This window comes from Pseudomonas sp. A34-9, from assembly GCF_029543085.1.
Taxonomy (GTDB): domain Bacteria; phylum Pseudomonadota; class Gammaproteobacteria; order Pseudomonadales; family Pseudomonadaceae; genus Aquipseudomonas.
On sequence record NZ_CP119967.1, the window covers coordinates 6,365,166 to 6,390,351 of the forward strand.

20 protein-coding genes are annotated in these 25,186 nt (G+C 57.9%); all 20 read right to left on the reverse strand.

Going from position 1 to position 25,186, the window contains the following annotated elements:
- Positions 1–4: 4 nt before the first annotated feature.
- The 20 genes from P3G59_RS28690 to P3G59_RS28785 all read right to left on the reverse strand — a co-directional run bounded on the left by P3G59_RS28690 (position 5) and on the right by P3G59_RS28785 (position 25,183).
- Complete coding sequence (locus P3G59_RS28690) at positions 5–376, reverse strand: hypothetical protein (protein ID WP_277759853.1); 372 nt, start codon at positions 374–376, stop codon at positions 5–7.
- A 4-nt stretch (positions 377–380) separates the two neighbouring features.
- Positions 381–836 (reverse strand): hypothetical protein, encoded by a 456-nt coding sequence (locus P3G59_RS28695; protein ID WP_277762214.1) that lies wholly within the window; start codon positions 834–836, stop codon positions 381–383.
- An 86-nt stretch (positions 837–922) separates the two neighbouring features.
- Entirely contained in the window at positions 923–1,432 is a 510-nt protein-coding gene (locus P3G59_RS28700; RefSeq protein ID WP_277759854.1) for a hypothetical protein, read from the reverse strand.
- Positions 1,429–3,879 (reverse strand): alpha/beta fold hydrolase, encoded by a 2,451-nt coding sequence (locus P3G59_RS28705; RefSeq protein WP_277759855.1) that lies wholly within the window; start codon positions 3,877–3,879, stop codon positions 1,429–1,431. The genes P3G59_RS28700 and P3G59_RS28705 overlap by 4 nt, the downstream gene beginning before the upstream one ends.
- Before the next feature lie 9 nt (positions 3,880–3,888).
- Positions 3,889–5,283, reverse strand: coding sequence for a TIGR01777 family oxidoreductase (locus P3G59_RS28710; RefSeq protein ID WP_277759856.1), 1,395 nt, complete (start codon positions 5,281–5,283; stop codon positions 3,889–3,891).
- 204 nt (positions 5,284–5,487) lie between these two features.
- Positions 5,488–6,855 (reverse strand): lysozyme inhibitor LprI family protein, encoded by a 1,368-nt coding sequence (locus P3G59_RS28715; RefSeq protein ID WP_277762215.1) that lies wholly within the window; start codon positions 6,853–6,855, stop codon positions 5,488–5,490.
- Between the two features lie 46 nt (positions 6,856–6,901).
- On the reverse strand, positions 6,902–8,041 hold the full coding sequence (locus P3G59_RS28720) for a hypothetical protein (protein ID WP_277759857.1): 1,140 nt from the start codon (positions 8,039–8,041) through the stop codon (positions 6,902–6,904).
- A 185-nt stretch (positions 8,042–8,226) separates the two neighbouring features.
- Entirely contained in the window at positions 8,227–8,976 is a 750-nt protein-coding gene (locus P3G59_RS28725; RefSeq protein ID WP_277759858.1) for a lysozyme inhibitor LprI family protein, read from the reverse strand.
- 155 nt (positions 8,977–9,131) lie between these two features.
- On the reverse strand, positions 9,132–9,743 hold the full coding sequence (locus tag P3G59_RS28730) for a hypothetical protein (protein WP_277759859.1): 612 nt from the start codon (positions 9,741–9,743) through the stop codon (positions 9,132–9,134).
- Positions 9,744–9,753: 10 nt separating this feature from the next.
- Entirely contained in the window at positions 9,754–12,108 is a 2,355-nt protein-coding gene (locus P3G59_RS28735) for a hypothetical protein (protein ID WP_277759860.1), read from the reverse strand.
- Between the two features lie 40 nt (positions 12,109–12,148).
- Positions 12,149–14,185 (reverse strand): type VI secretion system tip protein VgrG, encoded by a 2,037-nt coding sequence (locus P3G59_RS28740; protein WP_277759861.1) that lies wholly within the window; start codon positions 14,183–14,185, stop codon positions 12,149–12,151.
- A 28-nt stretch (positions 14,186–14,213) separates the two neighbouring features.
- Positions 14,214–15,215 carry a serine/threonine-protein kinase gene (locus P3G59_RS28745; protein WP_277759862.1) on the reverse strand — a complete coding sequence of 334 codons (1,002 nt, stop codon included), beginning with the start codon at positions 15,213–15,215 and terminating at the stop codon, positions 14,214–14,216.
- A complete protein-coding gene (locus tag P3G59_RS28750) occupies positions 15,212–15,940 on the reverse strand; it encodes a PP2C family serine/threonine-protein phosphatase (protein ID WP_277759863.1) in 729 nt (242 codons plus the stop codon). Before P3G59_RS28750 ends, P3G59_RS28745 begins: the two co-directional genes overlap by 4 nt.
- Entirely contained in the window at positions 15,940–19,479 is a 3,540-nt protein-coding gene (gene tssM / locus P3G59_RS28755; protein WP_277759864.1) for a type VI secretion system membrane subunit TssM, read from the reverse strand. Before tssM ends, P3G59_RS28750 begins: the two co-directional genes overlap by 1 nt.
- Positions 19,480–19,492: 13 nt before the next feature.
- Positions 19,493–20,368 (reverse strand): type IVB secretion system protein IcmH/DotU, encoded by an 876-nt coding sequence (gene icmH, locus P3G59_RS28760; protein ID WP_277759865.1) that lies wholly within the window; start codon positions 20,366–20,368, stop codon positions 19,493–19,495.
- A gap of 5 nt (positions 20,369–20,373) precedes the next feature.
- The gene (tssK, locus tag P3G59_RS28765) at positions 20,374–21,705 is read right to left on the reverse strand and encodes a type VI secretion system baseplate subunit TssK (RefSeq protein WP_095187889.1); all 1,332 of its coding nucleotides are present in this window, start codon (positions 21,703–21,705) and stop codon (positions 20,374–20,376) included.
- Between the two features lie 2 nt (positions 21,706–21,707).
- Positions 21,708–22,208 (reverse strand): type VI secretion system lipoprotein TssJ, encoded by a 501-nt coding sequence (gene tssJ, locus P3G59_RS28770; protein ID WP_277759866.1) that lies wholly within the window; start codon positions 22,206–22,208, stop codon positions 21,708–21,710.
- Positions 22,209–22,213: 5 nt separating this feature from the next.
- Entirely contained in the window at positions 22,214–23,410 is a 1,197-nt protein-coding gene (tagH, locus tag P3G59_RS28775; protein WP_277759867.1) for a type VI secretion system-associated FHA domain protein TagH, read from the reverse strand.
- Positions 23,411–23,428: 18 nt separating this feature from the next.
- Positions 23,429–23,569 carry a hypothetical protein gene (locus P3G59_RS28780; protein ID WP_003229566.1) on the reverse strand — a complete coding sequence of 47 codons (141 nt, stop codon included), beginning with the start codon at positions 23,567–23,569 and terminating at the stop codon, positions 23,429–23,431.
- A gap of 93 nt (positions 23,570–23,662) precedes the next feature.
- Complete coding sequence (locus P3G59_RS28785) at positions 23,663–25,183, reverse strand: sigma 54-interacting transcriptional regulator (RefSeq protein WP_277759868.1); 1,521 nt, start codon at positions 25,181–25,183, stop codon at positions 23,663–23,665.
- Positions 25,184–25,186: the final 3 nt, after the last annotated feature.

Sequence of the window (25,186 nt, forward strand, 5' to 3'; positions counted from 1 at the left end):
GCCGTTAACCAGCCTGCTGTTCCGCCAAGCACTTCGCATAGCCGTCCGCAAACTTGGCATCGAATGACAATGCCACTGGCTCCTCCAACTCCGCCGAGCTATTGAGCAATACACGGGTAGCCGGGGTGTATTTGATCCAGCCAATCGTGCCGGCGCCGTCGGTGTCGAAAAACAGCTGAGCGCGCACTACTTCACCGTCGTCCTCGTCGATCAGCAAATTGACCTTGTCCTTGCCGACATAACGAAAAGGAAAATCGCTGCTCCTGACAAGCTCAGTAAGGTAGCCGTAGCAACTCCCTTCGCTGGCAATAGCGGGCAGTGAATGAGGTAATAGCGAAAGCGCGATCAGCACAGGTCGAATGAAAAACCGGTTCATCCACTCACTCCTCATCCATCGGCGAGGATTCCACATCGGTCATGCTCATCAGCCGGAATTCGTTGTTCACAAACTCGTAGTAACGATCCCGGTTACCGCTTTCCAACGCATTCCCTTGGACGTCCTCTTCACCGTCGAGCGTGATGCCGGAGACAATGATCAAGCGGCTCTCGGGCTGGTAAACCATGCCGAAGGTGCTGCCGTCGTAAGCATTGGGCAGACCGCCAACGACTTCACCGGTCTGGGCGTCCAGCACTTCGCCGCAAATCGCGCTGCCGCCACAGCCGAGCCTGTGCAGGATGTAATGGCCGGCGAAGTTGACCTTGCCTTTCAGGGCTTTCACCCGTGCCTGATCCATCATTGGGCTGCTGTTTTCTTGCGGCACCAGTTTATGGTTGGAGCCGGTGAAAACTGGCGTGACGGTGTAATCCTTGAAGGCTGGATCGGCGGCGAATGCCATGGACGCGGCAGCCAATATCAAGCTGCCGAGAAGCACTGAAAATCCTTTCACGTAGTAACTCCGTAAATGCAGTGGGGACCGTCGACTTACTCAGACTGCCCTTCATAACGCTGTGTCTGCGGATTGAATTGCCACCGATGGGGACGGGTCATGGCCTCTTTGCCCTTGTAGCGGATCTGGCCGCGCTTATCCCGGATGTAGGAGTAAATCTCGATGTCTTTTACATCGCCGCCGTTATTGGGCGAACCGTCCAGAACTTTTATCTCGGCGAAATAATCGCCCCCTACATGCTTCAAGTAACCGTGGCACTGGATGAGGAAGGCGAAGGTCGAATCACCCGCTGAACCGCGGCTTGAGTAAGAGGTGAAAATGAAGTCTTCCTGGCCGTCATCATTGAGATCGCCGCGGTACACCACCTTGCCCTCCTCCAGACTGAATCCATCAGTCTGAAGACTTGAATGTATGTCCAAGACGTAATCGGGTCTTTCCACCCATTGCGAGAGAAAATTCTTCGTATCGGTCTCCGAATTGCACAGATCCGTCGCCATGCTCACCATCGGCAACCAGGCCATACACATCAACAACAGTCGTTTCACTTCGCATCCTTCGAATTCATCAGTTCCAACTCACCATCCCGATACACCACCTCACACCCCACCCACGCCGGATCCACCTGCGGTATCACCGCCGAAGGCTTGCGCAGCTCCCGCAACAACGTCGAGCCATGCGACAAGCGCCCACCCATCCGCGCAATCACCGCCCGCGCTGTTTGGTAGTGCGCGTGCCGCCCCGGATCGAGGGTGTCTTCGAGCAGGATGTCGGCGCCGAGGATGCCTTGCACCTGCCCCGGATAAATCATGAACCCGGTGGCCTGCTCAGCACCTTCGCGACCGTCCTGCCAGAAGCTGCCGTCTCGGGCGCGCACATCCGGATGCGGCGCGAACCAGTGCTCGCGGTCGGCTAGGGGCATGGCATGGTGGAGACGGAAGAAGATGCGCATCAGGTTGTCGCGGTACCACTCGCGCACTTGCAGGTAGTAACCACGCAGGCCCGGCAGGCCGGTCGCGTTGGCGAGGCGGATCAGCCCTGACCATTGTGGGAATGGTTGTAATGGCAGCTCACTCGACGCGGGTCTAGGGGTGGCCGGATCGGTCTCCCAAGGCAATCGATGCGGACTGTTTTCAAGATTGTCGTAAGCCGTCGGCGGGCGTCCGAGCCAATCGCCGCCGCTACTCGCCAGCGCCGTGGCGATGCACAGATTGCCTTGCACCACGAATACGTAAAACCGGGTGAACCAGTCCGCCAGTTGTTGGCCATCGGCAGCCTGGGCGACGAGTTCTGCGAGTTCCTGATCAAAGCGCTGCAAGCCACTTTCCAGATTCAGCAAATGCCCGCGAGCCTTGCGTTGCATACGCAAAAACAGCGGCAACGAACGCAGCATCTTCAGCGGTTGCCACGGCAGATGCGGAGTCGCGCCACCGACTTCACCAGCGTAGTTACTCGCGCTAATGCCCCAGTCGGCCAGCCGGGCGAGAAACAGATCATTGTTGATGTAGGACGCGCCGCCGAACACCGCGGTGAACGGCTCGTTGTCCTGCAGCACCCGCGCATCCCAACGCGCCATGATCGCCGGAATACTCGCGGCGGCTCGGCGTTGGGCGTATTCCACCAGTACGCTCGGTTGTGGCGGCAGGATCTCGGCGATGTTGGCGGCGGTCAGGTGCCGGCGCCAGCCGTAGTCGCTGATCGGCCGGTATTGCAGCAACCACAATTGCGAGCCGTCCCAGGCCCATTCGACATCGCCGGGCACGTAGTGGAATACGCGCAACACGTCTTGCAGAAACTGCCACAGCAGCGCTTCGGTCAAACCGTGGGACGTGGTGAACGTGCAGCTGCGCCAGGCATCACCGAGCCGCGACAGCGTCGCCCGATCAGGGCTGACGTGACCGTCGGCCAGCGACTCCAGATGGCCTTCAACCCATTCCAGCTCCACCGACAGATGCCGGACAAACGCGATGCCGGAAACCAGCGGCGTGATGAAGCGCTGCACCACTACTTCCTCGACGCCTGCGGCGGTCAGTTCGGCGATGCGCGTCGGCACGTTGGCGCGCGGCACGCGCAGATAAGTGGTGGTCAGGCCGGCATTCGCCGAGTCGGCCTGATCTTCGCCATAACTGGAGGAGCGCACCGCCCAGGTCACGTCGGGTTGGGCGGCGAGAAACGCAGACAGACGCGGATCATCGCAATCGTTGAGGGTCAGCGCCGCCGGCACCGGTTGCCGGGCCAGTTCAGCGAGGCGCAACCGACCGCCCTTGGTGTGCGCGACAAATCCGCGCTCGCCGGACTCCAGCCACGCGGCAAATTCTGCCGGCGCGTCAATCCACGGGTAATGGCCCCAACGGGGTTTGAGGCTGATGGTCAGATCGGCGCGAGCCAGAATCGCTGACCACGCCGCCGCTTGCTCGATGCCCAACACGTTGTCCTGATCGCCCCAAACCAGCTCGACCGGATCGGTGATCCACTCCAGCAGCGGCAGCGCAGTATCGGCGCGAACCAGATCCCAATGCGGCACAAACGCACGGCAGCGCGCATAGCCGGCGCCCATGCGCTGGTACTGCGCGGGCGTCCAGGTCTGGTTGGAAAACTTGCGGGCGAATAGCGTGGGTTTGTTTGACAGCAGCCAGTGGATGGTCTTGCGAATCGGCAGTGGCGACATCAGTGCCGGCAACCGCCGCTGCCACAGAAAAGCACCGACCGGCGCCAACAGAACACTACGAGAAAAATGTCCGGGCCGACGTTGCAACGCGTGCAGCACCAGCAACGCATTGACTCCGACCGCCATGATCGCGCTGCCCTTCTGCGTCATCGCCAGTAAGGTCTGCGCGTAGTCCGCCAGATCCTCGCAGGGCGGTTGCGGGTTGGTGCCGAAGCCCGGCAACTCCAGCGGCACCACGTCGTAGCGCTGAAAGTGCGGCAACGCGTCATCCCACCAATCAGCGGCGCTGCCGTTGCCGGCCAGCAGGTACATCAAGGGCTTGCTCATGGACGATCCTCAGGTCAGATCGCGCAGAGCAGCGTCGAGGGTTGGATAACGGAATGTATAACCGGCTTCGGTCAAACGCTGCGGCACCACACGCTGGCCGTCGAAGAACAGCTGAGCCATTTCCCCGGCCAACGCACGCACTGGCGCGTCGGGAATGTGGAACCACACCGGGCGCTTGAGAACCTTGCCGGCACGGGCGGCGAACGCTGCCTGACTGACCGTTTCGGGCGCGACCATGTTGTAAGTGCCGACCAGACTTTCATCGTCGAAGGCCCGTGCGATCACCTGAAGCACATCGTCGCGATGCACCCAGCTCATGATCTGCCGACCATCGCCCATGCGTCCGCCGAAGCCCAGGCGGAACGGCAGCAGCAACGGCGCCAACGCACCGCCGGGGCCGAACACTACGCCGAGGCGCAGCACCACCTGACGCACGCCAAACTCGGTGGCCGGTTGCGCGGCGACTTCCAAACGCGCACAGAGTTCGGCCATGAAACCGTCGCCCTTGCAGGCGTGTTCGTCGAGGCTTTCGCTGGCATCGCGCACGCCGTAAAAACCGATGGCCGAGGCTTGAATCCACAGCGCCGGTTTTTGCTTGGTGTTCTGCAACCAGGTCATCAGCGCTTCGGTGGTGCCGACTCGGCTGGCGAGCAGTTGCGTCTGACGCTTGGGGCTCCAGCGCGGGCCGGCGACGGGTGCGCCGGCGAGGTTGATCACCACGTCGAAGGTTTCATCGTGGCTGAGTTCGCTTAGGGACTGCACGCTGCGAACGCGCCCGTCGAACAGATTTGCTGCTTTCAATGGATCACGTGCCAGCACACTCACGGTGTGGCCGGCGTCGAGTAATTGATTGACCACGGCCTCGCCAATAAACCCGGTGCCGCCGGTGATTAGCACGCGCTTGTAGGCGATCTCGGCAAAGGGGTTGGGCTTGCTCGACGTCTTGATTGAAGGGGATTTTCGGCGGTCATGGCGGTACAGCCAAATCAGCGGCGGCAACAGCAGCAACAGTGCAAAACCGTCGAGCCACAGGTGCGACCAGACCTGTTGTTGCGCCGAGAGCCACATGTCCTGCGGCGCCCATAACAGGATGCCCGCGATCAACCAGCCCCAGACTGCCGGGGATTTCAAGCGATTGCCCAGGTGCACCAGCGCGAGCATGTACAGCGAATAACTTTGCAGCGTCGCGCCGAACAGCGCGAGCCACCAGACTTGTTGTTCGTGGCCGGCGGTGGGCACCGCATCGGCGCCCCAGAATGCGAGTTCGAGGGTTTGCAGATAGCCGTCGAGTAATCCGGAGTGACCGGCCCAAGTCAGGGTGAGACCGGCGAGAATGTGCACGATTGCGGCGGCGTATAACCAGAGCACTAACGCGCGGCGAAGGGAGATCGAGGGGGCTGGCATTCCGTGTCCTGAGCGCATTCCTTGGGGGTGGGGAGTTTAAAGGAAAATCGCGGTCGTCAGATGCTCAAGTATTAAACGTTTAAGCGCCGCGGATTCTGGCTCAGCGCATATGAAAACGCGTTAGCCATGATGGCGGAACGCGTTTGATCACATCGCAGTGAAAAGGCGTCGGGCGCTGTAAACGCCCTTCTTCACTTAACCGCACTAAAAACAGCTGCTGGCCACTATCGGTTCGGCCACTTCGGACTGAAGTCGCTTAATCGCATTGATGCCCGAGTCGTTACCTTTGTCGGCAGCAAGCTGATAACAGGCCAAGGCGCGAGGAGTATCTTTCTTTCCTAGATCGCCGCTTTTCCAATAATCGCCTAACGAAACGAATGCGTGCGTTGATCCCATGGTGGTAGCACGAATCAACTCTTTTTCAACGTCCAGCGGGCGCTGGCAGGGTCCTGAACCGGCCAATTCATTGCCAAAACAATAGAAGCCAGCCAACGACTCAGCACCGCTCGGTGAATCAACGGCTGCTGCTTTGAAAAGAGCCTCAACTTTGCCGTATTCCAATTGCGGGGCCATACCCGACAGACTCAGCCCAGCCGCAGCCGAACTAGATATAGGATCGCCTGAAGCGGCCGCGCACAGGTAATTTTCCAAAGTCGCCTCAAAAAGTTCTCCTGTCAGCCGGTATTGCTCAAGGCCGCCCAAGCCAGCAAATCCTTGTCCGCGCTGCCAACAGAAATTCTCTGCACGACTCATTTTCCGCGTGCTGGCTACAGAAAGCTCTTTTTCAGGAATCGACCAGTCCTCAACCCCATCAAGCGTCCAGCAGGACTTCCGAGAAAAGTTGAAAATCTTGATATTGCTGTTGCCGGCGCGTTTATCCACAACGTTAACGTGGCGGTCATCCACCTTCTCGATCTCTATTCCTTCCACTTTCCCATCGGGCACAGCCACCATTAAGGGAAACGCCATATCGCGTCCCACCTCCGCAGTAACGTAAGTCACAATCCGCCCTATATCCGACGTCCCCTTTAATACCAGCAGCTTCACGGCCTGTGCAGTTAGTCGCTTCTGCGATTCGGCATTAGCGGAGAATGCTGGAAGAAACTGTGCAAAGTCTTGCGTAGGGCACGAGCCACGTCCAATTGTCGGGCCACTCCCGGTATCGGACGCGATATTGTCCAAAAACACTGAACGGTCACGACTCATACTGGCGATGCAATTGTTCACCGCTGCCACATGCACCGAAGAGCCCGGTTCCGTCTCCAACGCATCGACCTGGCAATCGGTATCGCGCAGTTTGATCCAAGCGCGCTGAGCCTCCTGAACCGTTGCCTTTTGCCTCGCCGCAAGAACTGGATCAGTTTGATACCCACCCTCGAGCCGAACCATCAGTTCTTGATAACTGGTATTCAACTGCTTATCTGCAGCAACCTTGGCACTCACAGAACATCGTTCACTCTGTGAGTTCGTAGTGATATCGGCACATGCATCGTCAGCAAATGCATGTCCCCCCAACAGAGATAAACCACCAATCAGCACGGCGGGCAGCACCGGAATAAGATATTTACTCAAGGCAAATTCCAACAATTTTTTGCGAAAGTGTATTTTTAAGTCGTGCTTATTCTTCAAGGGAGATAGCCATTTTCAGAGTAGATCCATTCAGATAAACGACTGCTTCGCGCCCATTAATATCGACAGGGGTAGGATTCTGGATCATTCCTTCATCACTAGCCTTCGCAATTTTTGTTAACGTCTTATCCGCAACATTGGCACGCCAAATAGTTTCATCACCATTCTTGAAATAAAACGTCGGCCGTGACTTGCTCCAAATCGGAGCATATATATTCCAACTGGCCTCGGGCCGACCAGCCTGCGCTATCGTTTCATACCCTGAGGTGTGCGAGTAGTACGCTTGCAATTTTCCATACTCACCACCCCAACCGAATGTCAAACCACTAACAGCATTTTCATCAGTATTTGGCCACTGCTGGAACAGCAAACTGCTTTCCAATGGCGGAGATTTTGAGCCGAGCTTATAAACCATCCCCCGCAGCTGATTCTTGGAGAGCTGCTGTCGATAGTAAAACGCCCCATCCAAGATTCCCGCGAATCTTTTCCCTTCGTCGTTTGAACCCAAACTCAAAGCACCATCAAAACCGATATCTTTCGCAATCGTGTGCAATACCGGCCTGTCGTTGCGATCAACGTACTCATATAGATTACCCCGGTACGCAATCATCGCCGCATCAAAATGCCCTTCAAACACGATGACATGCAACATGCCTGAAATTGTTTCAGCTGAGATCAAAAATCGTTCGACAGCCCCTTTTTCATTGGGAAGCCCTGTTAAATCAATGACCTTCCATGAGCGCTCAAACTGTGTGTACGGCTTATCACCCAACATTAACTTAATATCTTTCTGAGTTGGCCTAGGCGCAATAGAAACCGGTGTGAGAAAGCTTATCTGCTGAACATAAGCTTCCTCTAAACACTCGACTGACTCACAAGAATTACGCTCTGACTCAAGCCAATCACTTTCGATTATTTGCAAGGCTCGCCGATGTTTTATCGGTTTGAAGACCTCACCTAGCTTTTCATCCATTACCGACAAAGAAGGAGAACTACAAATTTTCCTCTCTACGTCCGTCGAAGCTTTGCCACATTCGAAACTCGCAGAAAACGCCACCGAACTGAAAAACAAAAAGGCTAACGGTAAAAAGCCAGGGAGCGAATATATATTTTTCATTGAATCAGCCATCGAAGAAATTTTCCCACCACGAAACGGATACGTTTACGCTCCGCCTCAAAATCAAATAATTTTGGCGCAAAAAATAAATCCGTCCCCTTTCACACGTAAAGGAAATAGCGCAAAAAAGAGAAAGAAAAGTTTGTTCATGCTCATCCAAGTCGACGCTTTCGCGCGAATGCACTGGCTTGTCCGTTTCAACGTCTGCTCTTGTCCGGAGCCAAAGCCAATTGGCGAGCACGCTCTATCGTCGCGCGAATTAGGCAGGCATCGGACCACTCACCGAAAACTGATTTATGCAATTTCGGGTCGGCTTGGCACTCCGCATCTCGAAATTTCATCCAGGCTCTTTGAGTTTCCCTCAGTGCTTTCTGACCGCTTTCGTCCAGCCGACTCATACGATCCCGATATACAGAATTCAGCAATGCATCCGCATCAGGAACCATCAGATCAATTACACCATTTCCCGAGGGAAACCACTCAACGTCCGCCAATGCCTGTTCGCTCTCATTGTTCCAATTGTAGAGGCCGTTTTCTTCGATCTTCAGTGTGGCGGATCGCTGATGGTGATTCGTCGGATCGCTCTCGCTGACCTCCGAGCGATAAACAATTTCCAAATAGATAGGGTCGGTTGTGCGCTGAGGATCATTCAATAGCGTTTGCCGAACAATGGCCCGTTGCTTATTGCTCTCAGTGATCTCTATCGAAAAGCATGGATCCGGCCCAGGACGTTCTGCGGACGCCTTCCTCTCCAGGCATCGATTACGAACCGCCATGGAAGGGGTATCCGAACCGCCACCCACATCAACGACTCTGACAAGCAACCGGACTTCCGGATCCTTGGAAAAGTCGGCCTGAAGGATGGTGGCAATCATCGTGCCCTCAGCCATGACCACAGGCGACAGTATTGAAAGTAAAAAAATGAGGCTGAATCTGAAAATCTGCATTCCTTGGCGTCCGTAAAAAACTCAGTGATCCGTTCAATTCTGAAAGAGCCTGCGACAGAAGATAGAGTCAGAACCGACAAACGGGCCAGATCTATTTAAGTTCTCAACCAAATTCAAAGCGATCGAGCGCAACAAATAAATCCGTCCCGTTTTCCTCAAAGATTTTCTCTCATGTCCATGCACTCCCTCGCATCCGCGAGGACTTTGCGCTCACCATTATTGAGGACGCACACAGGTTTTTTGAAGGTGCCTTTCATCTTTTGACAGACCGTGCTACCCGCTTCCTTATAAACACATTGCTCACCAGAAATGATCAACTCTTTACCTGGAGTCAAAGTCACAACTTTAGTACTTTCAATACGGTAAACGTTCTCGTAAATTGAATCACCGGACTGTTGAATATCTTTATAGGTACCATCCTCCAACTCCGAAGAACTAGCAGGGATGTCTCCGATATATGTGGCTTTTCCACCTTTAGCTACAGCAGAAAAAATCATAACCTGAGCGTTTAGGCCCATATCATCACTGGTTGGATAAGAAAATATAATTGCTACATTTTCGGCCCCTGCCACTTCTCTAACAACATAATCTGACCGACATCCGCGATCAGCATTATCAAGAGAGAAGACTCCCCCTTCAAAAGAAAGAGTCAAGCTAGCTTGATCGGCATTCTGATCAGCTTCTTTACATATCAGGCTATGCTCAGTTGAAGCCGAATAAGCAGCGCCACTATAAATGGACAACAAAAACACCATTAGGCGAATCATTCAAATGACCTCAGAAAAATTTTAGAAGCTTATTTGTCATTGTTTCACGAGCCGAGAAGTTCGCAGCAGCCGGCCAGGGATGAGCAGCATCGGTCCCGACTAAAGAACCGTCACCCCTAATACGGCGAGTCATTTGGGGTATGTCATTAGAGTCGGCAATTCCCAGCAATTTGTTTTTCGCCCAAAACCAGCCAGCCGTATCAATACAGGTGAAGGGCTCATCTTTTACACGATCAGGATTAACTATAATAGGCGGTCTGATTTGCGCATCCAGTTGTGCAATTGTGGCAGCATTTTGAATTGGTAGCGTCGCAGTCTGCGCGCCAGTAACTGTAGGTCCAGAAATGGTAATACCCCACCAAGAAGTGTGTTTCCACCAGTTATTTGAAAAAGTACTAGCTTGCAGCCACCCTCTGTAAACCCAATAGTTTGCATAGTTTGCCCTGCCTGTAAGCTGCTTCAAACCACGCCCTCTAAAGTCCCCACCATCATTGTATTTTATATTACCGAGCCAACCATTATAATTTTTGGCGCTGGCATAACGCCTAAAATAATCATGTGGTGTACCATTGTATAGTTCAGATACTGTATTGAGCTGACCAGACTCCACTCCTGCCTGCCCAAAAAAGTGAGAGCGTCTCAAGCGGCCAACTATTAGATATTTAGCAAGTGTTTTATTTATGTGGACAATATATTTATTAATGTTTGCATCGGACGCGGCCGGGTAAACCCCCTTCATATCGCTCTTGGTAAGCCAACCACACTGGCTGAAGGTACGGATAAATTCTTTAGGAGGAAAATGCCAATGCATATGATCGATCCCTACCAATGCTGCCTCCTCCCAGAATCCCAAGGCTTGCTGGTGAGACTTCAACTTTGCGTATTGATCTTCCGGCAGCGGACCGCCCTCCGCAACCTTCTTTAACCAATCATATCGAGTATCAAAGTCATTTCTACACCACTCACTTGGGAATTTGCACACTAGTCGCTTTACACGATCTTGAACTTCAGACTTTTCAAGTAATGACTGCGTCAACTGGCGCTCTGCGACGTATCTAGTTGAAAGATCCTGCTGCTCATTAGCCGAAAGAGTTGCATATGCGGGAGATTTGGCGATGCTAACAGCATCTAGATTATCAGAAACGACTTTACCAGCATCCAAATTTAATACAGCTCGGATGAATTGAGATTGGCAGTGGCTATCAGCGTCTGTATCGTCATCTACTAACTGCCACCCTTGCCAATGCGGAAAATCTGCATCGCTAAATTTAGTCACAGAAAAAGAATTGAGATCTATCCAACCAGCCTTACTTTCCTCACCAGTTTTTCCTGGAATTTTTATTTTCCGCCAATGGGCCGCATCAGCTGGCATAAGTTGGTCACCGCTCAACACTCTACCGAACCTAAGCAGTTCGAATCCCGCGCTAGGCGACTTTGGAAACTTTTCGGTCGCTGTGTTATATAGGTCGTATTCATAACTACCACTCTCGGCCTGCGAGCCTAGCTCAAAGCCAGAATGGCTATATGTAGTAAGCTTGCACTGCCCTTTGGCGTAACTCATCCTAAGGAACATGCCATTTTGCAGCTCCGAAGCTAACGACCAATCATACCCCTGAACTGAATCGTTGACATTTGATGTGGGCGCCCCAGCTTCCTGAATCGGGGCTGGCCCCGAAGGCATGGCGGGGCATCTATATACAACGGGAGAATCATTCTGTGCTGATAGAATATTATTTGGCGCTCTTTCATAAATAAGAACCTCTGGAGGAATAAAAAAATAAGTATCTCCCCAAACGCAATCTGAGCGCCCATGACCTGTCTGAAATTTTAAATCCCTTTCTTTCCTACCTACTAGATTCTCAATTTGGCCTTGATCAGCGACTACTTCAAAATGAATTCTCCCGCTCTCTCCATATATACTACCCGCCTCACCAATTTTATCTTTACGGGCAATCGCTTTACCCTTCTGTGGCGCTGCAATTAATATTTTCGAAAGGTGCATGTAAATAGAAAAAAATACGACCTTCGCCTTTTCGCCTTCACCTATTTCTGTTTCATGTCGAATAACCACACATCCGTCATCAGTCCATTTGTTCCGATAGCGTAATGCATGATCTGGAGGCGCAGTGCTTTCAAGGGTAGGCTGACGAAAATAAACCAGAGTGCCATCTGAGATAGCCTTTACGGGCAATGTACCCCCTCCTTCTTGAGGAGCAGTTAGATGGATGCCACCATGCCAATTAAGGTCAAAACTCAGCGGATAACCACCATCACCAGGAATGCCACCCACCATGGCACGTGCCAGATAAGCGTCGTCGGTTTCACCCGCCACTGGAGCAGGAATAAAGGGAGGGCTAATGATCATTCAAAAAATTCCTTGTTCATATTGTCGCTTGTCCGTCCGCTCAAAGCGAGAAAGGGTAATCAACTGTCGGCTTAACCTTCTCAGGCACCGCATTCCCCAACGCCTGATCCATCAAACTCCCCGCCTTATCCTTATCCGCCGCCCCCGGCAGCACCGGCGGTTTAATCCCGATCCCTGTGCCGGAGCCAGCCGAGCCACCCGCGTTGATTTTGATCACCGGCCCAACCACCGTCACGCCACCGCCATCGAGCTTGATAAAGCTCCCACCCCCAAGAATGGTCAGCTCCGTCCCCGCCTCAATAACAATCTTGTCCCCAGCCTTGAGGTGAATCTCTTTGCCCACACTGGTCAGTTGCGCAGTCCCCAACTTCACATGCTGGTTCTGCCCAACCGTGAGGTGATCATCCAGCTTCGCTTCAACCTTGCGGTCGGAGATCGTGGTGCGGTGTTCTTCGGCCTTCAGCTCGGTGTAGGTGTTCTTCACCACCGTGTCATGACGTTCATTCCCGACCCGAATCTTCTGATCGTGCTCAATGTTTTCATCCCAATCACGCTGGGCATGAATGTAGATCTGCTCCGCACCTTTCTTGTCTTCGATGCGCAGTTCGTTATACCCACCACCACCCGGCGAGCTAAGCGTTTTGAAGACGCTGCGGGTTTTGTTTGCCGGCAAGGCGTACGGCACCGGGTTTTCCTTGTGGTACAGGCAGCCGGTGACGAGGGGTTGGTCGGGGTCGCCTTCGAGGAAGGTGACGAGGACTTCCATGCCGATGCGCGGGATGGAGATGGCGCCGTAGCGGTCGCCGGCCCAGGAGCTGGAGACGCGCAGCCAGCAGCTGGTTTTGTCGTCGGCGAGGCCTTCGCGATCCCAGTGGAATTGCACTTTGATGCGGCCGTATTGGTCGCAGTGGATTTCTTCGCCTTTGGGGCCGGTGACCATGGCGGTCTGGCTGCCGAGGACGCGTGGTTTCGGGTGTTCGAGGGCCGGGCGGTAGAACACGTCCCACGGGGTGGCGAGGAAGGTGTTGCGGTAGCCCTGATGGAAGTCGTCCTTGTTGTCGGTGGTGTCGCTGGTCACGCCTTCTTCGAGGACTTGCGGCTGTTTGCCTTCGTGGAAGATTTCGGTGAGCAGCCACAGGTCGTTCCACTCGCTGCGCGGGTGGTCGGACAGGGCCATGAAGTGGCCGCTGACCAGTTTGGTCTGGTCGCCGCGACCTTCGGCCTGACGGTAGTCGGCGCGGTGGCGTTCGAGGGCGCGCTGGCTGAGGAACTTGCCACGGGCGCGGTCGATGAAGCGACCGGGGTAGTCGTAGTCTTCCAGATCTGGCTCAGTGCTCTCGCCTTCGGGTTTGTACGCGGATTCCATTTGCAGGCGCGGTTTTTCGAAGTCGTAGTCGCGGCGCGTGGTGCGGCTGGTGCGGGTTTCCAGGCGCAGTTTGAAGCCTTTGATCACCGGTTCTTCGGCGATCATGCCGCTGCCTTGCACATACGCGGTCGGCTGGCCGAGGTCGGGGAACACGGTCTGGTCGTCGCCGAACACCAGCAGGTGGCCTTTGTCGCTGTGCTGGAAGTGGTAGTGAATGCCTTCCTCTTCGCACAGGCGCTGAACGAAATGCAGGTCGGTTTCGTCGTACTGCACGCAGTAGTCGCGATCCGGGCACGGCTGGCTGAGCTGGAAGCTGTAGGCGTTGCCCTTGATGCCGTGCTCTTCGAGGATCAGCGCGATGATTTTCGGCGCCGACATCTGCTGGTAGATGCGCTGGTTGGTGCGGTGATGCAGGTATTGCAGTTGCGGCACCATCGACACTTTGTAGCGGGTCAGGCGCTTGCCGGCATCGCCTTGGGCGACGCGGTAGATCTGCCCGTGGATGCCCGAGCCTTGTGGATCGAATGCGAGAAACGCCTGTTTGTGCAGCAGTTGTTCGAGGTCCAGATCAGGGTTTTCGCTGACCAGTTCGAGGTCGAAACGATACGGCTGGCTGATGCCTTCGGTGCCGGTGAACGACAGCACTTGCAGGTCGCCCACGTAGTCTTCGACCTTGAGGCTGAAGTGGGTTTCGTTAGCTGGGTTGAACATAAAGTGCTCCCTGTTCGAATGTCGTCCGTTACGCCCGAAGTCGCAACCGTTGCAGCCAGGACGAAGTGGCGCCCAAGGCGTCACGCAATTGTTGGGCAGTGATGCTGCGTTCTGCCGGGTCGAAGCTCAGCGCGGTTCGCAGCGCTGGCCAGCTGTGTTTGGGTAAGTTCGCCGGCGCTTGCAGCTCGCGCTCCAGGTGCTCGTCGCGGGCCTGGATCGAGGGCAGGCGGCGGAACGGGTGTTTGCCGCCCGCCAGTTCATAGATCACGCAGGCCACGCCGTACACGTCCGCGCTGGCCGACAACGGTTGGCCCTCAAGCAGTTCGGGGGCGGCGTAGCCCGGGGTCCAGGCGTTGAAGCGTTCGCGGCTCAGGTGCGGCAGGCCGGGCAAGGTGCCCTCCTCTGCCTGGCCCAAGCCGAAGTCAAAGAGGCGCAGGCCGTCTTCGCTGAGCATGACGTTGCTCGGTTTCATGTCACCGTGCAGCACGCCGCGACCGTGGGCGTAGGCCAGCGTATCGAGCAGCGGCAGGACGATGTCGCGCAGTTCTTGCCACGGCAGGCCGAGGGGCCGCTCGCAGAGCAATTTGTCCAGGGTCAGGCCACGCATGTATTCCATGGTGATGAAGGCCCGCTGGCAGTCGGTGTCGACTTCAAAGGTGTGCGCACGCACGACGTTGTCGTGGCGCAGGCGTCGGGTCAGGGCGAACTCGCTGTAGAGCAAGGCACTGGCGTCCGGCGATTCGGCAAATTCTTCGCTGAGGATTTTCAGCGCAATGTAAGGATCGGGATCACCGAACTGTTCGTGCAGCAGATCCCGCGCCCGGTAAACAGCGCCCATGCCACCGGCCCCGAGCAGGCGCTCGAGGTGGTAGCGACCGGCGAGTACATCCGGCAGTGCACCGATGCTGGCCTTGGTTGGCGCCAGCAAAGGCTCTGCTTTGTTCTCCTTGGCGAAGGCGAAGTAGGTCAGGTTGTTGGCCTGTTCTTCGCTCATCAGCAAGTCATCGATTGGCGATTCGATATTGGTCATTGGCGGATCACCACGGCTGTCAGGTTGTCGCGCGCGGCGCCACGCAAGGCGCCGTCGAACAAACGTTCCAGCGCCACGTGCGGCGCGCTGAGGCTGAGGGCGTTGCCGAGGGCATCGCTACTCAGGCCCTGATACAAACCATCGCTGCACAACAGGAACGCATCGCCCGGATAGACCTCGAGTTCGAGGACATCCAAGGTCAGCTGTTCGGCGGCGCCAACGGCTCGGGTCAAGGCCTGAGCCGCCGGATGCGCCGCCGCCTGTTCAACGCTCATTTGCTGTTCGTCGATCAGTTGCTGTTGCAGCGAATGATCCTTGGACAGCTGATACAGCCGCTGCCCGCGCCACATATAGCAACGACTGTCGCCGGCCCAGATGCAGGCCGCGCGATTGCCTTCCATCAGCAGCGCCACGACGGTGCTGCCCATGATGCTGTCGTGGCGTCCGGCGGTGACCGTCAACTCCTGCCCCAAACGCCGGTTCAGCCAGTGCAGGCACTGGCGGATGGCTTTGAGGCGTTCGTCGAAATCCTCGTGTTGCGGCAATTCAGCCAGGCTGGCGACGATCAACTGGCTGGCGATGTCGCCACCCTGATGACCGCCCATGCCGTCCGCGACCACCCACAGCCCCTGCTGCGGCGAGTCGAGGAAGGCATCTTCGTTGCGCGCCCGCACCTTGCCCGGGTCGGTACGCGCCGCGCTGCGCCAGGCACTGGCCACCAGCATCAGAGCTGCACCGGCATACGGAAGGTACGCAGCACGCCCATGTCGAACGGGTTCGGCGTGCGCTGGCTGGTCAGCAGGTAGTTGGCGCGCAGGCCACCCACGTCGGCTTTCAGCACCAGCACGTCGCGACCGCTCAGGTACTCGGTCTGCATCAGGTCGAACAGACGGAACAGCGACCATGGGCCGGAGTTCTTCTCGATACCGATCGGGCGCCCGGCCATTTTGTCCATGACCAGACTGGTGCGACCGTCTTCAGCATCGGTCGGCCATTTGAACGACATCGGCAGGATCGGACCGTGGCGGTATTCCATGGTCTTGTCGCCGAACTTGAACTCGGATCGGCTGACGGCCGGGTCGAGGGTGTACGGCTCCAGTTTGAACTGCACGGTCGGCTCGGCCGGGTTGATCGAGAAGAAGCTCTGGCGAATCGTCAGGGCTGCCGCCATCTGGTCGAGATACATCTTCGACACCGGCAGGCTGTGGCCGTCGACGCTGCGCATCCGGTAGTTACCCGGATCACCGCTGACGAACGGACGCATGTAGCTGTCGAAGAAGCGGTCGACAGTGCCTTGAGCCCGGAAGAACTCGCGGAAATCGCTGATCGCCACGTCGCTGGTGCTGCTGGCGCTGAACGGATAACGCTTGCTGATGGTTTTGCCATACACGCTGTACAGCTCGTTCTGATAACGGCCGTTCAGGTATTGGTAAGCATCGTTGAGTACCAGACGCCACGAGTCTTCGGCCAGCACGTTGAACCACACGCTCAACGGGCGCGGCAGGCGACCCGAGGCCGCACGCAGGTTGGTCAGCGCATCACGCTGGCCGCTCATGCGGGTCTTGGCCATTTCGAACGCGGCTTGTTCCGGCGTACTGGAACGGGCCAGACCGGACAGTTGCAGTTGCAGGTCGTTGAGCGCGCTGAGGGCCGGAGTGAGGTCCGCCGCCGGGCCGTTGTTGTCATCGAGCAAACGATGCAGCGGTTCGAAGCGACGTTGCAGCGACTTCTTCGCGGTGTCCGGCAGGGTCTTCGCCACGTTCAGGGCCGAAGCCTTGTCCGCCACTGCAGACGCCAGTTTGCCGACTTTGCCCAGTTTGCCTTTCTGCCCCGCCAGTGCATCAGCGGCATCGCCGGCTTCATCCACCGGATCGGCGGCGGCCTGGAAGCGCGTGTTCTCGCGCACTTCAGTGAGCAAGGCCAGTACCGGCGAGTTGGCCGAAGTCAGGCCCGCCAGTTGCTCGGCGCCTTCACCGGCGTCGCTGATTGGCGGCAGTGCAACCTGACCGACGGCTTCGCTCCAGTAGTTGGCGTAGTCGCGGAAATACAGTTGCTCCAGCTCGACCATCAGACGACGCAAGTCCATGTCGCTGATGCCTGCGCCTTCGCCCAGCACCCAGTTGTCACGCAGGATGTCGGTGACCAGCGCCGAGCCCTGCACCGAGAAATACTGTTGATAACCGGTTTGCGTGTAGAAACCCGGGATCACGTATTCGGTGCCGATAAACAGCGAGCCTTGTGGACCGAGGTGTTGGCTGAAGCGATAGTCCGGCAGGTTGCGTGCCTGCTCGCGGAGCATGCGGTAAACCACCGTGGCCAGCGATTCGCTGCGCAAGACCTGACGCGCCTGGGTAACCAATTGGTCGTTCAGCGGGTAGATAAACGGCTGCTGCAGCAGACGTTCCAGATGCGCGTTCAAACCGTTTTGCACAGCGGTGTTGCCGGTGTAGCGCGTCGACCAGTCAGTGGCGACCCAGTCCTTGAGCCACGCCGCATCGCGACGGTCCTTCATGTTCAGCATCAGGTACGCGCGCAGGCTGTTGAGCAGGCGGTCGCGGTCCTTCATGTTGGCGCGGATCTGCCCTTCGAGCATCGTCGCCACCCGTGGCAGCAGTTGCTTTTCAAGCTCGCGCTCGTAAGCCTCCTTGACCACTGGATTGACGTCTTCGCCCTGATACAGACCGCCACGTTCGTGGTACGAAACGTCGCCCTTTTTCGGGAAGACCTGTGTCGCGGCGTAGCTGCTGTCGAGGGTTTTCAGCACGCCCATGGCGTCATCACGCGGCGACAATGCCGTGCGCTGCTGCGTCCAGTTCTGCGCCAGATTGCGCAGGTTTTCCAGACGCTCGTAGTTGGCCGAGAAACCGCCCGCCCACAGCATGCCAAACAATGCCAGTGCCGCCAGTGCGCCGACGTACAACGCACGCTGGCCCCAATGGATGCGGCTGCGTTCGCGCTTGTCCAGACCGGCCAGATCGGCTTCGGGGAAAATAACCTGGCTGAGCAAATGATGGATGAACCGCGAACGGCCGCTGCGCAAGGTCGGCAGCACACCGGCGCTCATGCCGAGGCTGGCGCCGATGCCGGCGGTGGTCGCGTCCATCTCTTGGGTCAGGTGCGGCGCGCTGGTCAGGTAGAAACCACGCAGTTGCGTGGCACGCTGGTAACGGTTGCCGGTGAACGCCATGTCGACGAACAGGCACAGGCGTTCGCCGATCTGCCCCAGTTGATGCGGGAAGTCGAGGATGCGGCCACGGCGCTGAGTATCGCGCTCGGAGTGCATGCGCATGATCACTTGGCTATTCAAGCGACGCAGCAGTTCTTCGAACTCGTTGCGCAGCACGGCCACGTCGGTGCCGACCTGTTCCTTGCGGAAACTGGTACCGAGCACCTGATCGCTTTCTTCGCGGGTCAGTTGATCGAAGAACTCGTCGAAACCGAGCAGCTTGTCAGCCTTGCTCAGCACCAGATACACCGGCACGTCGACGTGCAGCTTCTGATGCACGTCTTGCAGACGACCACGCACCTGGCGCGCGAGGGTATCGATGTCCTGCTCACTGCCGCCGAGCAGGGTTTCCACCGGAATGGTCACCAGCACGCCGTTCAACGGACGCCCGCGACGACGTTTGCGCAGCAACTCCAGCAATGTCGTCCAGGCACTGCCGTCGACTTCCGCGTCAGGCTGGGTCAGGTAACGCCCGGCGGTGTCGATCAACACACCGTGGTCGGCGAAGTACCAGTCGCAATGACGAGTGCCGAGGGTGTCGCGAGTCAGCTTGCGGTCGATCTTGTTGATCGGGAATTCCAGACCGGAAAAGTCCAGCAGACTGGTCTTGCCCGAGGCCTGCGGACCGATCAGCAGGTACCACGGCAAGTCACTGCGCCAGCGTTCGCTGCGGCCGCGATACAGGCTCGAGGTCTTCAGGGTTTTCAGCGCGTCTTTGAAGCGCGCCTTCAACTCTTTCTGCTCTTCGTCGATCAGCTCTTCGCGGCGGATACGATCCTGGCCGTCCTCGCTTTCTTCAACGGCTTTCTTGCGGATACCCGCGCGCCAGCTGACGAAGACCATGGTCAGGCCCCAGATCAGGAACAGCACGCTGATGGTCAGCAAACGCGAGGTCGCGCTCTCCCAGAACTTGTAGTCATCGACCGCCAACAACGGGCCGACAAACCACACCAGCAGTGCCACGAACAGCACCAGCAGCAAGGTCCAGACCCAGGTCTGGCGCAGGAAGGCGCCGACTTTCTTGAAAAACTTTTTCATCACACGTCCCTGTTTACGGCTGCGACTGCGGTTGCACCGCGGCCGGATCAAGCGGCTGATAAGGTTGCAGAACGGTGTCGCGCTGCTCGCCCAAGACCCAGGCGAAGCCCGAATACATCACCACCAGGCAGACGAGAGTGAACAACACCACCATCCACGCCGGCACGATGCGCACCAGGTTGCGACGCTGATCGTTGAGACCTTCCCAGTGCGGCGACAATTCGCGCGGTACGTCGCCACGCAACTGACGGATCTGCCGGTACAGGGCGTCGCGGATGCCTTCGAGTTCGAGCATGCCACGCGCCTGCACGCGGTACTTGCCTTCGAACCCGAGGGACAGGCACAGGTACATCAGCTCGAGCATCGGCAGGTGCTTGACCGGGTTTTTCGACAACCGATCGAGCAACTGGAAAAACTTCTCGCCACCGAAGGTCTCGTTGTGGAAGCTGCTCAGCAGGCTCATCTGCGACCACTCGCTTTCATTGCCCCACGGCGTGGTCACGACCGCTTCGTCGACCACGGTGCAGAGCACGTAACGGGCGGCCATCACCTGGCTGCTTTCGGCGCCGTTGTGCAGGGCGCGCACTTCAAACAGTTTGAGCCCGGCAGTCAGACGCTCGTTGAGCGCGTACAAGTCTTCGCGGGTTTCGCTGTGCTTGAGGCGCACCACTTCCGAGAGCAGCTCGGACGAGGCAGCGACCAGCGAATTGAGGCTGATGTTGAACGCTTCTGCCGGGCGCAGGCGCGCGGCGTAGATCATGCGTTCTTCCAGTTGCTCGAAACGCGGCGGCGCGGCGAAGTCGGTCAGCGGACTCGCTGCCGGTCCGTGGCCTTGACGATCGAGCAGGACGGTTTTGTCGTCCTGGCTGTAATCCGTTTCCTTGATCATGTCGGTCAGTTCCTGATGGCCCAGAATTTCAGTTCAAGCTCGGCGAATTCGCCGGACACGTGGAACGCGAAACCGCCGGAGCGCTCGAGTTGTGCCAGGTCTTCGGAACTGAGTTCGAGGATGAAATAGGTTTTGTTCGAGTGGAACGCGATCTGCCGCGGGGCCACCGGCAACGGTTTGACCTTGATCCCCGGCAAGTGCAGGTTGACCAGTTGGCGGATGCGCTCCACCGGGCCGACCTTGAGGTGCGCCGGCAAGCGATGGCGCAGTTCTTCGGAATCGCAGTTGGCACTGGCCGCCAGCACGAACGAGGCCGAGCCGAGCAGTTTGTGGTCGTGCAACGGCGAGACGATGATGCCGTACTGACGCGCTTGCAGGATCAGTTCGATGGCGTGCTGTTCGAGCACCATCGACAGCACCTGACGAATCGCTTCCATCAGCTTGCGGAAGCTCGCGCCCTGGTCGGCGTGGGAGTAGCGGCTGTCCAGACGCGGACGTTTGCTCTCGCCGGAGAAGGTCGCCAGATCGCCGAGCATGGTCAGCAGCGTGCGATACAACTCTTCCGGGTGCACTTGCTCCAGGCCGAGATAGTGACGCAGCAGCAGTTCGGTGCGGTTGATCAGTTGCAGCATCATGAAGTCGCCGACTTCGGCGCCGCCAACCTTGCCGTTGGAGCGAATCCGCTCGGCAATCGTGTCGCCACGGTGGCTGAGCATGCTGATGACTTCTTTCAGGCACGACAGCAGATAGCTGGAAGCGTGGGCCTGAATGTAGGTCGGCACGAAGTCCGGGTCGAGGCTGATCACGCCGTCGGGCGTGGTGTCGAGCACGTCGCAGATTTTCAGCTTCACGTAGGCCTGATCGCTCTGCTGCTCGCCGAGCAACAGTTTGAAGTCCGGGCGACCGCAGCTGACCTGGCTGGCGGAATCGTCGCCGGCGTTGGAATCGGCCACTTCGGCGTCGTACGCGGTATAACGCGCCAGCACGTCGGATTGCTCCGGACGGCGCGACTCGATGTGGTTACCGGTGACCAGCGGCAGCGCCAGGTAGATCGGCGTGTTGCCGGTGTTCGGCGGTACGTCCAGCGCCAGCGGCTCGGTGTTGCCACCGAGTTCGAACAGGCTGCCGTCCGGCAGAATCCCCGAGGCTTCACTGATCACCAGTTTGCCCATGTTGAGGAACTGCAGGTCGATCTCCAGATTGAGGAAACCCCAGGTGTAGCCACCGAGCAATTGCGTGCGGGTTTTCATCTGGTGATCGTAATAACGATCGTTGTGCTGGAAGTGCTGCGGACGCAGCAGCATGCCTTCCTGCCAAATGACTTTATGGGTATTCATGTTCAGTCATCCGCCTTGGCGAGCACTTGATGAGTGTTACGGATGCCGGTCTGGTCCAGGGTCAGATCGACTTCGGTGACTTCCAGCGGCGTGATCTGCACCGTGTAGCGCCATTGGGTTTCCGGCAAATCGCGGTAAGCGGCGAGAACGCCGACATAACTGCTGCCCTCTTCCACCTTGAGTTTCATCTCCACGGTTTCACCCGGGCGCAGTTCGAGTTCTTCGCTGGCCACCAGATCCGGGTTGAGGGATTCCTTGGCGCGCTCGTAGAGGCTGAAGAAATCAGCGTTCTCGAAGGTCACCGGATGCTTGAGTTCGAACAGGCGCACAACAATCGGCGACGGGCGCCCGTTGAGGTCCGGGTTGAGCTGATCGCTGCCGGTCAGCTTCAGGTTGATCTTGGTCACTTTCGAGTACGGCGACAGCGACGAGCAACCGGCGAGCAACACCAGCACGGTGAGCGCCGTCAGCGTCTTGAAAAAAGCGGTCGAGCGGCGAGACATGCGCATCATCCTTGGTGGTCGGTGTGGAGGGTGGAGATCAGGCGGATCTGTTCTTCGTAGGCTTGGGCGAAGTCGCGGGCCAGCAGGCGCTCGCTCCAGTCATCGTCCTGACGCAGCGCCTGGTGATAACGGCCGAACGCTCTCCAGCGCCCGCCCGATGTCGCGATCAACGGCTTGTTGTCGCGCTCGAAACGCAGGGTCAGTTGCTCCGGCGAGAAGTGCTCCAGGGTGCCGCGCACGGCGGCGCGGCTGGCGGTCAGCAGTGCGACTTGATGCGCCTGCAGGTCGCGGAACGCGCGGGAGATGGCTTGCTCGGCCGGCAGATGGCCGGGCTTGCTTGGCTGCAACAGAATCTCCAGTGCTTCGCTCGGGTCGACAGCGAATTTCAACGGATTTTTGTTGGTGCCTTGCACGGTGGTCTGGGCCAGACGCAGTTCGTTTTTCAGCTCCGAGCGGGTACGCAGGCTCTGCTGCAAACCGCCGATGCTTTGGCGCAGCAGACGCGCGGCGTTCAACGCCAGGGCTTCGCGCTCGTCGTGGCTGAGGCCTTTGACGTCGACACCCAGCGCCGCACCGAAGTGCTCCCAGAAACCCTCGCTTTGACGCTCAACGGCTTTTGGTGCCGGAGCAGGCTCAGGTTCGGCAGGCGCGGCGATCAGTTCCGGCACCATCAGGCTTTCCATGTCGATGCGCGCGTAGTCGGCGCGCTGACGGGAATCTTCAGGTTTGGTGTTCGGCGCCAGCAGCTCGTCGATTTCCGAGTACACACGCTCTTGCTGTTCGAGGGCGTTGAGCGGATCGAGATCGAGGAACGCGTCGTCGGGGATGATGCTGCCGGCCGCGCGCGGGCGCCCGACCTCACCGTCGAAAGTTGCCGGGTCGCGCACCAGCCGTGCGCGGATTTCGAAGTCGCCGAGCACATAGGTGCTGCCGTGCTCGATACGCACCGGTTCGCCCTTGTGCAGGCGTGCGCCGCTCTCGCCGTCCTGGACACCGTTGCTGCTGGTGTCGGTGAGGAAGAACGTGCCCTCGCGGTAACTGACAATCGCGTGGTGATTGGACAGGTGACGCTTGCGGTCGGGGATGATCCAGTCGCAGTCCTCGCCTCGCCCGATCACGCCGCCGGCCTGTTTAAAGGTCTTCTGGCACAACTCGGTGGGCACGAACTGCTTGGTGTTCAGCATTTCGAAAACCAATTCCATGTTTGATGCTCCTTGCGGTCACTTGCCGCGATTGACCGCTTGCGGATCACCCAACGGGCGATAGTCGTTGTCGTTGAATTTGTAATTGCCGCTACAGCCGCCAAGGCCGCATAGAACGACGAGGGTCAGCAGGACAGCGTGCCAGTGACGAACAGACATCAGAGGGTCTCCAGGTGTAGACAAAGCACAAAGCGCCGACCCTTGCGGGCGGCGCTGAAATTGGTTTTTGCGGGAAAATCGATGATCTTTTGCCTACCCATCGAAATCTCCCAGATTGATATTCAGGCGGCCGAGGCGGTACAGCAGCGTGCGTCGCGGCAGGCCCAGTTCGCGGGCGGCGAGGGTCTGGTTGCCGTCGTTTTTGCGCAGGCAATCGAGCAACAAGGTGCGTTCGACCTGCTCGAGGCGTTCGCGCAGATTCAGGTGGCTGTTGTCTTCCGGCATCGGTTCCATGCGCAGGGAGAAATGCTCGGCGAGCAACTCGCCGCCTTCGCACAACAACACCGCCCGCTCGACCAGGGCTTTGAGTTCACGCACATTGCCGGGGAAGTTGTAGCCGGACAGATGTTCCAGGGCGCCGCTCGACCAGCGCACCGGATCGCGTTGCAAATACGTGCAGGTTTTCTCGGCGAAGTGCTGAGCCAGTTCGAGGATGTCGCCTTCACGCTGACGCAGGGCCGGCAGCTCGATCGGGAATTGCGCGAGGCGGTAATACAAGTCCTCGCGGAATTTGCCTTCGCTGACCAGCGTCGACAGATCGCGGTGCGTCGCGGCGATGATGCGTACGTCGATCTTGTGCGTGTCGTTGGAACCCAACGGACGAATCTCGCCTTCCTGCAACACGCGCAGAATCTTCGCCTGCAACGACAGCGGCATGTCGCCGATCTCGTCGAGCAGCAGCGTGCCGCCATTGGCCGCATCGAACAGGCCGGCACGATCACGGTCGGCGCCGGTGAACGCGCCTTTGCGATAGCCGAACAGCTCACTTTCAAGCAGGTTTTCCGGGACCGCTGCGCAGTTCTGCACGATGAATGCCTGGGACCGACGCGGGCCGCAATCGTGAATCGCCCGCGCGACGACTTCCTTGCCGGTGCCGGTTTCGCCGCGCAACAACACGGTGTAAGGGCTGTGCAGAACTTTGCTGATCAGCGAATGGGTCTGGCGCATCGCCGCGCTTTTACCGATCAGGCCATAGCCACTGATGCTCGGCACACTGCGCGCGACCGTTGCCGATTCCGCCAGCGGCTGGCGCAGGCGTTGCAGCAAATGCAACTGTCCGAGCACAAACGAGCCGAGCTGGCCGAGGGAATCAGCGAAGCCTTGCAGGTTGGTGCGACGACGGCTGGCACACAGCAGCAGACCTTCGACAGCCTTGTGCTGATTGACCAAAGGCACGCACAACAGTGACTGCCACGGCGAGGTCGCCGCCGGCAGGAAACTGGTTTCGTGCAGGCTGCCGCTCAAGTCGTCGAGGCACACCACGCGGTTCTGGCACAGGGCGAATTGCAGCAGTTGCTCACCGTTGTAATCCGCCGGCAGGCTCGCCGCTTCCCGTGGTTGCAGCGCACCGTCGAGGCATTCGGCGTTCATCCCCAGGCACGTGTGGGTGGCGTCGAGCAAATACAGTTGCGTCAGTTCGCAACCGCTCAGCTCGGCCAGCCCGCGCACAAAGTCACCCAGCAACGCAGCTCCGTCCGCCGCCCGCGACAGACTGGCGAACTGCGCCAGCAACGCTTCGGCATAGACCAGTGGCTGCGGCACCTGAGTGAACATCAC

Excerpts from the sequence above, each read along its gene's own strand:
- P3G59_RS28735 (WP_277759860.1), bottom strand. The coding sequence starts at position 12,108 with ATGATCATTAGCCCTCCCTTTATTCCTGCTCCAGTGGCGGGTGAAACC.
- P3G59_RS28740 (WP_277759861.1), bottom strand. The coding sequence starts at position 14,185 with ATGTTCAACCCAGCTAACGAAACCCACTTCAGCCTCAAGGTCGAAGAC.
- P3G59_RS28695 (WP_277762214.1), bottom strand. The coding sequence starts at position 836 with ATGGCATTCGCCGCCGATCCAGCCTTCAAGGATTACACCGTCACGCCA.
- P3G59_RS28750 (WP_277759863.1), bottom strand. The coding sequence starts at position 15,940 with ATGCTGGTGGCCAGTGCCTGGCGCAGCGCGGCGCGTACCGACCCGGGC.
- P3G59_RS28705 (WP_277759855.1), bottom strand. The coding sequence starts at position 3,879 with ATGAGCAAGCCCTTGATGTACCTGCTGGCCGGCAACGGCAGCGCCGCT.
- P3G59_RS28745 (WP_277759862.1), bottom strand. The coding sequence starts at position 15,215 with ATGACCAATATCGAATCGCCAATCGATGACTTGCTGATGAGCGAAGAA.
- P3G59_RS28690 (WP_277759853.1), bottom strand. The coding sequence starts at position 376 with ATGAACCGGTTTTTCATTCGACCTGTGCTGATCGCGCTTTCGCTATTA.
- tssM (WP_277759864.1), bottom strand. The coding sequence starts at position 19,479 with ATGAAAAAGTTTTTCAAGAAAGTCGGCGCCTTCCTGCGCCAGACCTGG.
- tssK (WP_095187889.1), bottom strand. The coding sequence starts at position 21,705 with ATGAATACCCATAAAGTCATTTGGCAGGAAGGCATGCTGCTGCGTCCG.
- tssJ (WP_277759866.1), bottom strand. The coding sequence starts at position 22,208 with ATGTCTCGCCGCTCGACCGCTTTTTTCAAGACGCTGACGGCGCTCACC.
- P3G59_RS28720 (WP_277759857.1), bottom strand. The coding sequence starts at position 8,041 with ATGGCTGATTCAATGAAAAATATATATTCGCTCCCTGGCTTTTTACCG.
- P3G59_RS28780 (WP_003229566.1), bottom strand. The coding sequence starts at position 23,569 with ATGTCTGTTCGTCACTGGCACGCTGTCCTGCTGACCCTCGTCGTTCTA.
- tagH (WP_277759867.1), bottom strand. The coding sequence starts at position 23,410 with ATGGAATTGGTTTTCGAAATGCTGAACACCAAGCAGTTCGTGCCCACC.
- icmH (WP_277759865.1), bottom strand. The coding sequence starts at position 20,368 with ATGATCAAGGAAACGGATTACAGCCAGGACGACAAAACCGTCCTGCTC.
- P3G59_RS28725 (WP_277759858.1), bottom strand. The coding sequence starts at position 8,976 with ATGCAGATTTTCAGATTCAGCCTCATTTTTTTACTTTCAATACTGTCG.
- P3G59_RS28785 (WP_277759868.1), bottom strand. The coding sequence starts at position 25,183 with ATGTTCACTCAGGTGCCGCAGCCACTGGTCTATGCCGAAGCGTTGCTG.
- P3G59_RS28710 (WP_277759856.1), bottom strand. The coding sequence starts at position 5,283 with ATGCCAGCCCCCTCGATCTCCCTTCGCCGCGCGTTAGTGCTCTGGTTA.
- P3G59_RS28730 (WP_277759859.1), bottom strand. The coding sequence starts at position 9,743 with ATGATTCGCCTAATGGTGTTTTTGTTGTCCATTTATAGTGGCGCTGCT.